The following is an 11557-nucleotide window of genomic DNA, read 5'->3' on the forward strand; positions in this document are numbered from 1 at the left end:
AGCTTGTTAACGCGGCGGCGGGCGCTGGCCGACCGCCGCCACCCGACAGAATAAAGAGGAAGGAGTACGCCATGACCACGACCCGAGACGCTGATTACCCACGCGACCTGATCGGCTACGGCCGCACGCCGCCGCAGGCCAACTGGCCGGGCAAGGCGCGCATCGCGGTGCAGTTCGTGCTCAACTACGAAGAGGGTGGCGAGAACTGCGTGCTGCATGGCGACAGCCATTCCGAGCGGTTTCTCTCCGAGATCGTCGGCGCCGAGGCTTACCCCGAGCGCCACCTGAGCATGGAGTCGATCTACGAGTACGGCTCGCGGGCCGGGGTATGGCGTGTGCTCAACGAATTCGAACGGCGTGGCCTGCCGTTGACGGTATTCGGCGTGGCCATGGCGTTGGAGCGCAACCCCGAGGTCGCCCACGCCTTCAAGGATCTGGGCCACGAGATCGCCTGCCATGGCTGGCGCTGGCTGCATTATCAGGGGGTTTCCGAAAGCGTCGAGCGCGCCCACATGGAGCGCGCCATCGAGATATTCCAGTCGCTCTACGGCGAAAAGCCGCTGGGCTGGTACACCGGTCGCGACAGCCCCAACACGCGCCGGCTGGTGCTCGATCAGGGCCATTTCCTATACGATAGCGACTACTACGGCGACGATCTGCCGTTCTGGACCCGCGAGCCGGACAGCGAAGGCGAGCATCGTACCCATCTGGTGGTGCCCTATACGCTGGATACCAACGACATGCGCTTCGCCACGCCGCAGGGCTTCAATACCGGCGATCACTTCTTCACCTACCTGCGCGATGCCTTCGACGTGCTCTACGCCGAGGGTGAGGAAACGCCGAAGATGCTGTCGATCGGCCTGCATTGCCGCTTGATCGGGCGCCCCGGCCGCTTCCGTGGCCTGCAGCGTTTCCTCGATCACATCGAGGCCCACGACCGGGTGTGGGTCACGCGTCGCGTGGATATCGCCCGCCACTGGGCCGAGCAGCATCCGGCTTCAGCGGTCTGAGGCGGCGACGTGCAGGTGTCTTGTCATCGACCTGGGCAGAGCGCCGCGCCCTGCCCCGGATATGGCATCGGGGGCGGGACGCGGCGCCTGCGAGAGGGTCGTTCTAGGATCGGTGGCAATGTGCGGTGGCTAGCCGGCCCATTGGGTGGCCTGGGCGAAGATCATGAAGCACACCGAGATCGCGACCCAGGTGCCGAACAGCGGTATGAAAAATTTGCACCACTTCTGCCATGGCACGCCGGCAATGACCAAGGTGGCCATGAAATAGCCGGAGGTCGGGTAGAGAATATTGCCGATGCCGTCGCCAAGCTGGTAGGCCAATACCGCGGACTGGCGGGTCACGCCGACGATATCGGCGAGTGGCGCCATGATCGGCATGGTGACCAACGCCTGGCCGCTGCCCGAGGGCACGACGAAGTTGAAGCCGAGCTGGGCGAAGTACATGCCGATGGCGGTGAACAGCGCGGGCAGTTCGCCGATCAGGTTACCCAGACCGTAGACCAGCGTATCCATGATCTGACCGTCCTCGAGGACCACCGCCACGCCGCGCGCCACGCCGGCGATCATCGCGCCGACCAGTACGTCGCGAAAGCCCTTGTTGAAGCCTTCGCAGATAGCTTCGGTACTCAGGCCGGCGATCAGCCCGACGACGATGCCCATGATGATGAACAGGCCCGCCATCTCCATCATGAACCAGCCCTGGCGCAGCACGCCATAGACCAGGATGCCGAAGAAAGCGAAGGTCGCCACGGCGGCCAGCTTCTGGCGGGTGTTGGCCACCAGGGCACCTTCGTCGGTGGCGTGTTGGTAGAGCGAGCGCTTCTCGGCCTCGGTTTCATCGTTGGCCATCAGGCTGAGCTCGGGATTCTGGCGCACCTTACGCGCATAGCGCATGACGAAGAAAATCGCCACGCTCACCATGATGACGAAGGCCAGCGCGCGCAGGGCGAAGCCGGAGTACAGCGGCAACCCCGACAACTGCTGGCCGAGCCCGGTATTGATGGGATTGAGAATACCCGTGGTAAAGCCGGCGGTGGTCGCGCACAACGCCACGGCGGCAGCGGTCACCGAGTCGAAGCGCAGGGCGATCATCAGCGGCAGAATGACCGGCACATAGACCAGGGCCAGTTCCTGAGTGCCGATCAACGTGGCGATGCCGGCGAACACGACCATCAACACGGGAATGACCAGCAGGCTCTGGTTGGCGAAACGTCGGGTCAGCTTGTCGACGCCGATCTCGATGATGCCGGTGCGCCTGAGCACCATGAACATGCCGCCGATCATGAAGGTGAAGAACACCACCTGGCCGGCACTCATCAGGCCGTTGGGGATCGCCAGCATGAAGTCGACGATACCTACCGGGGACGCCTCGACGAATTCGAAAGAGGCGGCATCGATGGTGATGCGACCGTTGGGCCCGGGAATCCGTTCGTACTGCCCGGCGGGCACGAAGTAGGTCGCTATCGCAGCGATGGCGATGAACATGAACAGGATGACGTAGATGTGCGGTATCTGAAACGACCGCTTCTTCGTCCGGGGTGTGCTCGCGCTGGAGGTTGGTTGGGACATGGGTTGCCTCGCATTGTTGTTGGCGGTGTCGTTATAGTAATGCGGCGCCGTAGCGCCCCGGCCATGATCGGCGCCGCGGGAGTGGCTGTTGCCGGGGCGACGTGCCAGCCCAGGCGCTGGCTACGGTATGGCGTGAGCCATTCCGCCCAGAACCTGGGTCGGCAACGTTCGGTAATAATTTTGGAAACGCTTTCCAGCATTTGGTGTGGTGAAAAAAATAACGCCTGACGGCGTACCTCCCGAATGTCTCTTGAAACGAGGGGAGTTTCTCTTGCGGACGCCACAGGTGGCCATGACGCCACATATCGGGCAGCGGATCTCGGCACAATATGGCGACTTGAGCGCTCAGGAGCAGCGGGTCGCGGCCTTCATTCTCGATCACTTCGATGATCTGGCGGTTTACAGCGCCGCGGATCTGGCGCGCTTGACGGGCGTTTCCAAATCCACGGTCAGCCGGTTGTTCAAGCGCCTTGGCTTCGAGAGCTTTCAAGCCGTGAAGCGCCACGCGCGTCAGCTGCGCAGCCAGGGCATGCCATTGGTCACTGATCCCGAAGCGGTGGGTGCCAATGGCGAGCGCTTCAAGCGCCACCTCGAACGCGAGCAGGAGAACCTGCGCCGGGCCCTGGCGAGTATCGAACCCCAGACCTTCGAAGCCATCGTGCAGGGCCTGGATAGCGCGCGTCGGGTCGTGTTGGTGGGTTTTCGCAACGGCTACCCGCTGGCCGTGCATTGTCGGCAACAGCTGATCCAGGCGCGCGACGACGTCAGCCTCGCCCCTCAGCCCAATCAGTCGCTGGCCGAGGACCTGGTGGGGCTGGGCGAGGGGGATCTGGTGGTGCTGTTTGGCTTTCGGCGCCGACCGCGGCTGTTCGATGCGTTGGTGGATGAGCTGGTCTCCATGCCCTGTCGCCTGCTGCTGATCGCCGATGCCACGGCGGCCGGTTATGCCGAGCGGGTCGATTGGTGGCTGGAGTGTCCGATCGACGGCGTTTCGGCCTTCGATAGCTATGCCAGTGCCATGAGCCTGATCAGCCTGCTGGCGAATGGACTTCTGCATCAGCGGTTGGCCCGGGGGCGCGCTCGGATCAATGCGGTGAGCGAGCTGTATCAGGGGCTGGACGAGCTGGCGCCCTGATACGCCACTCTTGCTTCTGCTTCGAGCGGTTCGTGCCTTCGAACCCATCGACTGATTGGTTATGAAACCTGGTTCCATAATTGCCCGTCTCCGTTCACGCATGAAACGAAAGTTTCTAGACAAGGTAGTCTTGAGACGTTAGTTTCACAAGAGCCGCAGTTTGGTTTTTTGCCGATCATGAGCTGGTCTGATAGACGGGGTGCAAACGCACGCGTGATCTTACTGGGAACGTGGCGATTCGAGCGGAACCATGCGGGGAACTGGGCCACCGGCGGCGATGGAGTCGCTCACGCGCGGTGGCTGGAGGCGACGTGAAAAGAACGTCAATCACGAGGATTGGATCATCATGAATAAATATTACGCTCCTACCGGCGGCCACCCGCCGCAGACACAGCTGCTTTCCGACCGGGCGGTGTTCACCGAAGCCTATGCTTTCATCCCCAAGGGCGTGATGCGCGACATCGTCACCAGCAACCTGCCGTTCTGGGAAGAGACCCGGCTGTGGGTGCTGGCACGCCCACTTTCGGGCTTCGCCGAGACCTTCTCGCAGTACATCATGGAGGTCGGCCCGGGCGGTGGCAGCGAACGGCCCGAACTCGATCCCGCCGCCGAGGGCGTGCTGTTCGTGGTCGAGGGCGAGATGACCCTGACCCTGGCCGGCGAGCGTCACCGTATGGTGGCGGGCGGCTACGCTTTCCTGCCGCCGGGCAGTGCCTGGCAGGTGCGCAACGAATCCGGCGCGCCGGTGCGTTTCCACTGGGTGCGCAAGACCTACGAGTTCGTCGAGGGCATCGACGTGCCGGAAGCGTTCGTGACCAATGAGAACGACATCGCGCCCACTCCCATGCCGGACACCGACGAGCGCTGGGCCACCACCCGCTTCGTCGATCCGACCGACGTGCGCCACGACATGCACGTCAACATCGTCACCTTCCAGCCCGGCGGCGTGATTCCCTTCGACGAGACGCACGTGATGGAGCACGGTCTGTATGTGCTCGAGGGCAAGGCGGTCTATCACCTCAACCAGGACTGGGTCGAGGTAGAGGCCGGCGACTTCATGTGGCTGCGCGCTTTCTGCCCGCAGGCGTGTTACGCCGGCGGCCCGGGGCCGTTCCGCTATCTGCTGTACAAGGACGTCAACCGCCACATGAAGCTGAGCACGACGCCTGCCCGGTAAGCGGCCAACGAACCCGAGGAGAGAGTCATGCTGGAACTGACCGCGCGGCCGCTGACGCCCGAGGCCTTCGCGCCCTTCGGCGATGTCATCGATACGCGCACATCCGAGTATTTTCCGATCAATGCCGGGCGCACCCGGCGTTACCACGACCTGGCCAAGGTCGAGACGCTGGGCGACGAGGCGCGCACGCTGATCAGCATCTTCGTCAGTCAGCCGGTCTCGCTGCCGCTGACGCTCGATTTTCTCGAGCGCCACCCGCAGGGCAGCCAGGCCTTCATGCCGCTGCACGAAGAGCGCTTCCTGGTCGTCGTGGCCCCGCCTGGCGAGAGCATCGACCCCGACAGCGTTCGCGCCTTCGTCACCGATGGCCACCAGGGCGTGAATTATCACGCCGGCACCTGGCATGCGATCCAGTCGGTGCTTGAGCGTGAAGGCGAGTTCCTGGTCGTCGATCGGGGCGGCGCGGGCAACAACTGCGATGAGCATCCGCTCGCGGTGCGCGTCGCCCTGGACTGATTTCGCCACCCTTTTTATCTTCTGTGGAGAATTTTTCCACGTTTTTCTGGCCGGCGGTTTCGACCGCCGGTCTTTTTGTGTGCCTGGTAATTTTCATCGTGAACGCCGTTATTGCGGTCAATGAGACAAAGCATGCAGGTATCTTGTTGAGCTAAGCGTTTGAGTTTGCAAGAGATAACGCATGTCGCTGTCATTTTAGTGGAAATGTTTTCCATAAAATATTGACAGTGTGCTCGGTGCGATCTAGTTTTGAAAACAACAACAACTTTCGTGTCACCGAGGAGAAACCATCGTGGCCAAGATGACTGCAGCAGAAGCCGCCGTTCACGTACTCAAGAAGGAAGGCATCGATGTCGCCTTCGGCTTGCCTGGCGCCGCTATCAACCCTTTCTATTCCGCCATGCGTAAGGTCGGCGGTGTCGATCACGTGCTGGCGCGCCACGTCGAGGGTGCCTCGCACATGGCCGAGGGTTATACCCGCACCAAGGCCGGCAATATCGGCGTGTGTATCGGAACCTCAGGCCCAGCCGGCACCGACATGATCACCGGCCTGTACTCCGCGAGTGCGGACTCCATTCCGATCCTGTGCATTACCGGCCAGGCGCCGAGCAACAAGCTGCACAAGGAGGACTTCCAGGCGGTAGACATCAAGGCGATCGCCGGGCCGGTCACCAAGTGGGCGACCACCGTGCTGGAGCCGGCCCAGGTGCCGCGCGCGTTTCAACAGGCCTTTCATCTGATGCGTTCCGGTCGTCCGGGCCCGGTGTTGATCGACCTTCCGATCGACGTGCAGATGACCGAAATCGAGTTCGATCCCGACACCTATGAGCCGTTGCAGGCCTACAAGCCGAGCGCCTCGCGTGCCCAGATCGAGAAAGCGCTGGCGATGCTCAACGAGGCCGAGAAGCCGTTGCTGGTGGCCGGTGGCGGTATCATCAACGCCGATGCCAGCGAGCTGCTGACCGAGTTTGCCGAGCTGACCGGTGTGCCGGTCATTCCGACCCTGATGGGCTGGGGCACCATTCCCGACGACCATCCGCTGATGGCCGGCATGGTCGGCTTGCAGACCTCGCATCGTTACGGTAACGCGACCATGCTCGCCTCGGATTTCGTGATGGGCATCGGCAACCGTTGGGCCAACCGCCACACGGGTAACGTCGAGACCTATATCCAGGATCGCAAATTCGTCCACGTCGACATCGAGCCGACCCAGATCGGGCGCATCTTTGGCCCGGATTACGGCATCGTCTCCGATGCCAAGGCGGCGCTGGCGCTGTTCGTCGAGGTCGCCAAGGAACTCAAGGCAGCCGGCAAGCTCAAGGATCGCAGTGGCTGGGCGGAGGAGTGTCAGGAGCGCAAGCGTACCCTGCTGCGCAAGACCCACTTCGACGACGTGCCGGTCAAGCCTCAGCGCGTCTACCAGGAAATGAACAAGGTGTTCGGCAAGGATGCCCGCTATGTCAGTGCCATCGGTCTGTCGCAGATCGCTGGCGGTCAGTTCCTGCACGTCTACAAGCCGCGCCACTGGATCAACTGCGGTCAGGCCGGCCCGCTGGGCTGGACGATCCCGGCGGCACTGGGCGTGCGTCGCGCCGACCCCGACGCCAACATCGTGGCATTGTCGGGTGACTACGATTTCCAGTTCATGGTCGAGGAACTGGCGGTCGGTGCACAGTTCAAGCTGCCTTACATCCATGTGCTGGTGAACAACTCCTACCTGGGGCTGATTCGCCAGGCCCAGCGCGGCTTCGACATGGACTACTGCGTGCAGTTGTCATTCGAGAACATCAACTGCCCGGAGATCAATGACTACGGCGTCGACCACGTCTCGGTGGTCGAAGGCCTGGGTTGCAAGGCGCTGCGCGTGACCAAGCCTGACGACATCGCGCCCGCTTTCGAGCAGGCCCGCGAGTTGATGCGTGAGCACCAGGTGCCGGTCGTCGTCGAGGTCATCCTCGAGCGGGTGACCAATATCTCGATGGGTACCGACCTGAGCGGCGTCAACGAGTTCGAAGCGCTGGCCGAAAACGCGACCGACGCACCAACCTCGATCGCATCGCTCACCTGAACCTCTGGCGTACCGTCGGCCCCAGGCCGATGGTACGCTCGATGACAACGATCAAGCGCAAGATAGGAGGCGACATGCCCAAGTTTGCTGCCAATCTCAGCATGCTGTTCACCGAGGAGGATTTCCTCGACCGCTTCAAGGCCGCCGCCGATGCCGGCTTCAAGGGCGTCGAGTATCTGTTTCCCTACGATTACCGGCCCGAGCAGATCGTCGAGCGCCTCGAGGCCAACGGGTTGACCCAGGTGCTGCACAACCTGCCGGCCGGCGACTGGGGAGCCGGCGAGCGCGGCATCGCCTGCCATCCGCAGCGCGTCGCGGAGTTTCGCGAGGGCGTCGACAAGGCCATCGAGTACGCCAAGGCGTTGGGCTGCAAGCAGGTCAATTGCCTGGCTGGCATCCAGCCGCAGGGCGTCAGCCAGGATCAGGCCCGGGAGACGTTGACCGACAACCTGCGTTTCGCCGCCGACAAGCTGGCCGCCGAGAAGATTCTGTTGCTCGCCGAGCCGATCAATACCCGCGACATCCCGGGGTTCTTCCTCAACCGCACCGAGCAGGCCCTGGCGCTGTTCGATGCAGTGGGCAGTGACAACCTCAAGTTGCAGTACGACATTTATCACATGCAGATCATGGAAGGCGATCTCGCGCCGACCATCGAGAAACACCTGGCGCGCATCGCTCACGTGCAGTTGGCCGACAACCCGGGACGTAACGAGCCGGGCACCGGCGAGATCAACTACCCGTTCCTGTTCGCGCATCTCGACCGGCTGGGTTACGACGGCTGGATCGGTTGTGAATACAAGCCCAAGGCCACCACCCGCGAAGGGCTGGGTTGGCTCGATCAGGCCCGCGGCTGATAGAGCGCCGGAGCAGGCCGAAGAGGAGGTCCGATTCCAGGGAAGGAATCGGTAGCGCCTAGGGAAGGGTTTACAGCGCCTCCTCGCAGGCCTGCTCACGGTGCCGGTATGGCACAGACCTTGAAAGCATCAACGACAAGACAAAGGAGAGAGACCATGAGCAAGATCGGTTTTATTGGCCTGGGTATCATGGGCCGTCCGATGGCCGGCCACCTGCTGGATGCCGGCCACGAGATATTCACCGTCGAGCACAGCACGCCGCTGGCCAATGAACTCGCCAACAAGGGCGCCCAGGTCTGCGCCGACCCCAAGGCGGTCGCCGAGCAGTCCGAGGTGGTCATCACCATGGTCCCGGATACCCCGGACGTCGAACTGGTGCTGTTCGGTGACAACGGCGTCGCCGCCGGTCTCAAGCCCGGCACGCTGGTCATCGACATGAGTTCGATCGCGCCGCTGGCCACTCAGGATTTCGCCAAGCGCATCGAGAAGGCCGGCGGCGAGTACGTCGATGCACCGGTTTCCGGCGGTGAAGGCGGCGCGATCAATGCCGCGCTGACGATCATGGTCGGTGCCACCCAGGAGGGCTTCGAGCGCGCCAAGCCACTACTCGAGATCATGGGCAAGACCATCACTCATATTGGCGGCCATGGTGACGGCCAGACCTGTAAGGTGGCCAACCAGATCGTCGTCGCGCTGACCATCGAAGCGGTCGCTGAGGGCCTGCTGTTCGCCTCCAAGGCCGGTGCGGATGTCGCCAAGGTCCGCGAATCGCTGCTCGGCGGTCTCGCCCAGTCGAAGATTCTCGACGTGCATGGCGAGCGCATGATCCAGCGCACCTTCGATCCCGGCTTCAAGATCAAGCTGCACCAGAAGGATCTCAATCTGGCGCTGGAAGGCGCGCGCAGCCTGAACCTATCATTACCCGGCACCGCCAATGCCCAGCAGCTGTTCCAGGCCTGTGCCGCCAACGGTGGAGCCGACTGGGATCACGCCGGCATTCTGCGCGCGCTGGAAAAACTCGCCGATCATGAAGTCGGCCAATAAGCGTTGACGTCAGCCACCGGGATTTACTGAGAGGTCACGCCATGAACGCCCTTACGTCCTTCGCCGACAGCGCCGCCGTGCGCACCTGGCTCGAGCGACTCGCCGCGTCGGCGGTGGCCGCCGTGCATCCCGCCAGCCTGCTGCCCGATCAACTGCCTGCGCCGCCGGCCGGGCGTACCGTGGTGGTGGGCGCCGGCAAGGCCGCTGCGGCCATGGCTCAGGCGCTGGAGCAGGCCTGGCAGGCTCGCGATGCCGAGGCCGCGCTCTCGGGACTGGTGGTGACCCGCTACGGCCACGCCGAGGCCTGCCGGCGAATCGAGGTGCTGGAGGCCTCGCATCCGATGCCCGACGAGCTTGGCGAGCAGGCCGCCAAGCGCATGCTCGATGCGGTGCGTGGACTCGGCGAGGACGACCTGGTGATCTCGCTGATCTCGGGCGGCGGTTCGGCGCTGATGGCGTTGCCGGCCGAAGGCCTGACCCTGCGCCAGAAGCAGACGCTGTCCAAGGAACTGCTGCGCTGCGGTGCGCCGATTCGTGAGATCAACACCGTGCGTCGGCATCTCTCGGCGATCAAGGGCGGGCGGCTGGCGGTAGCGGCGCATCCGGCGCGGGTGGTGACCTACCTGATCTCCGATGTGCCCGGCGACGACCCCACGCTGATCGCCTCCGGCCCGACCCTGCCCGATGACTCCACCCCGGCCGATGCCCTGGCGATTCTCGATGCGCGCGGTATCGAGGTGCCGGATAGCGTTCGCCGACATCTGGTCAGCGATAGCAGCGCTCCTCACCGCGACGACCCCGGCTTTGCGCGTGATGAAACGGTGGTACTGGCGCGCGCCGCCGATGCGTTGGAAGCTGCTCGCGAGCAAGCCGAGCGTAGCGGGCTGGAAGTTCGCGTACTGGGCGACGATCTCGAGGGCGAAGCGCGCGACCTGGGCCGTACTCAGGGGCTGATGGCGCTGCAGGCGCGTGATGAGCGGCGCGAGCGGCCGCTGCTGATGCTTTCTGGTGGCGAAACCAGCGTCACCGTGCGCGGCGACGGTCGCGGCGGGCGCAACGTCGAGTATCTGCTGGGCCTGTTCGAGACGCTCGAGGGCGCCGAGGGTGTTCACGCCCTGGCCATCGATAGCGACGGCATCGATGGCTCCGAGGACAACGCCGGCGCGGTGATCGGCCCCGAGTGTTGGCAACGCGCCCAGGCCGCGCGGCTGTCGGTGGCGGATCATCTGGCGCGCAACGACGCCTACAGCTTCTTCTCCACACTCGATGATTTGATCGTCACCGGACCCACGCGCACTAACGTTAACGATTTCCGCGCCATTCTGGTGCTACCGAGGACCGTATGAGTCGACCGCTGCATCCTATCCGCCGCACCAAGATCGTCGCCACTCTGGGCCCCGCCAGCGACCGTGACGGCGTGCTCGATGCGCTGATCGCCGCCGGGGTCGACGTGGTGCGCCTGAACTTCTCCCACGGTGCCCCCGAGGATCACCGCCGGCGCTTGCTGGCGGTGCGCGAGGCCGCCGAGCGCCACGGGCGTACCGTCGCCGCGCTGGGTGACCTGCAGGGGCCGAAGATCCGCATCGCGCGCTTCGCCGAGGGCGCGGTGCACCTTGACGAGGGCCAGGCGTTCGTCCTCGACATGTCGCTTGAGCGCGATGCCGGCGACGCCCACCGGGTCGGCTGCGATTACCCGACGCTCGCCGAGGACGTCGCCGCCGGCGACGTGCTGCTGCTTGACGACGGCCGCCTCGAGCTGGTCGTCGAGCGCGTCGAGGCGCCACGCGTGCACACCACGGTGCGCGTCGGCGGCAAGCTGTCCAACAACAAGGGCATCAACAAGCAGGGCGGCGGGCTGTCCGCCGCGGCACTGACCGACAAGGACCGCGCGGACCTCAAGACCGCCATCGACATCGGCGTCGACTACCTGGCGATCTCCTTCCCGCGTAGCGCCGCCGACATGCAACTGGCCCGCGAGCTGCTCGGCGAGGCCGGCCAGGACATCGGCCTGGTCGCCAAGATCGAGCGCGCCGAGGCGGTCGCCGACCCCGAGACGCTGGACGACATCATCCGCGCCAGCGAGGCGGTGATGGTCGCGCGCGGCGATCTCGGCGTGGAGATCGGCGATGCCCAGCTGATCGGCGTGCAGAAGCGCATCATCCAGCGCGCCAGGACCCTCAACCG

Annotated in this window: 10 protein-coding genes; 9 read left to right on the forward strand and 1 reads right to left on the reverse strand. The window is 64.1% G+C overall.

From position 1 onward, the window contains the following. Positions 1-71: 71 nt before the first annotated feature. Positions 72-1010: an allantoinase PuuE gene (gene puuE, locus BLR92_RS09905; RefSeq protein ID WP_089728017.1), complete on the forward strand. Its 939-nt coding sequence runs from the start codon at positions 72-74 to the stop codon at positions 1008-1010. Between the two features lie 129 nt (positions 1011-1139). On the opposite strand, the gene BLR92_RS09910 is transcribed toward puuE, so the two are convergent. Further along, positions 1140-2579 carry a YfcC family protein gene (locus BLR92_RS09910; protein ID WP_089728018.1) on the reverse strand — a complete coding sequence of 480 codons (1440 nt, stop codon included), beginning with the start codon at positions 2577-2579 and terminating at the stop codon, positions 1140-1142. 292 nt (positions 2580-2871) lie between these two features. Between BLR92_RS09910 and BLR92_RS09915 the strand changes: the two genes are divergently transcribed. The 8 genes from BLR92_RS09915 to pyk all read left to right on the forward strand — a co-directional run. Continuing rightward, a complete protein-coding gene (locus tag BLR92_RS09915; RefSeq protein WP_089728020.1) occupies positions 2872-3714 on the forward strand; it encodes a MurR/RpiR family transcriptional regulator in 843 nt (280 codons plus the stop codon). 346 nt (positions 3715-4060) lie between these two features. Further along, on the forward strand, positions 4061-4891 hold the full coding sequence (locus tag BLR92_RS09920) for a bifunctional allantoicase/(S)-ureidoglycine aminohydrolase (protein WP_089728087.1): 831 nt from the start codon (positions 4061-4063) through the stop codon (positions 4889-4891). A gap of 27 nt (positions 4892-4918) precedes the next feature. After that, entirely contained in the window at positions 4919-5407 is a 489-nt protein-coding gene (locus tag BLR92_RS09925) for an ureidoglycolate lyase (protein ID WP_089728022.1), read from the forward strand. 292 nt (positions 5408-5699) lie between these two features. Then, positions 5700-7475, forward strand: a complete 1776-nt coding sequence (gcl, locus tag BLR92_RS09930; RefSeq protein ID WP_089728024.1) for a glyoxylate carboligase — start codon at positions 5700-5702, stop codon at positions 7473-7475. 74 nt (positions 7476-7549) lie between these two features. Continuing rightward, positions 7550-8329 carry a hydroxypyruvate isomerase gene (hyi, locus tag BLR92_RS09935; protein ID WP_089728026.1) on the forward strand — a complete coding sequence of 260 codons (780 nt, stop codon included), beginning with the start codon at positions 7550-7552 and terminating at the stop codon, positions 8327-8329. Positions 8330-8485: 156 nt separating this feature from the next. Further along, on the forward strand, positions 8486-9373 hold the full coding sequence (locus tag BLR92_RS09940) for a 2-hydroxy-3-oxopropionate reductase (RefSeq protein WP_089728028.1): 888 nt from the start codon (positions 8486-8488) through the stop codon (positions 9371-9373). Between the two features lie 41 nt (positions 9374-9414). Continuing rightward, positions 9415-10719: a glycerate kinase type-2 family protein gene (locus tag BLR92_RS09945; protein WP_089728030.1), complete on the forward strand. Its 1305-nt coding sequence runs from the start codon at positions 9415-9417 to the stop codon at positions 10717-10719. Continuing rightward, a partial coding sequence (gene pyk, locus BLR92_RS09950) for a pyruvate kinase (RefSeq protein ID WP_089728032.1) occupies positions 10716-11557 on the forward strand: 842 nt, incomplete at its 3' end. The genes BLR92_RS09945 and pyk, both read left to right, overlap by 4 nt.

Origin of the sequence: Modicisalibacter muralis (assembly GCF_900102945.1) — a bacterium.
Taxonomy (GTDB): Bacteria; Pseudomonadota; Gammaproteobacteria; order Pseudomonadales; family Halomonadaceae; genus Modicisalibacter; species Modicisalibacter muralis.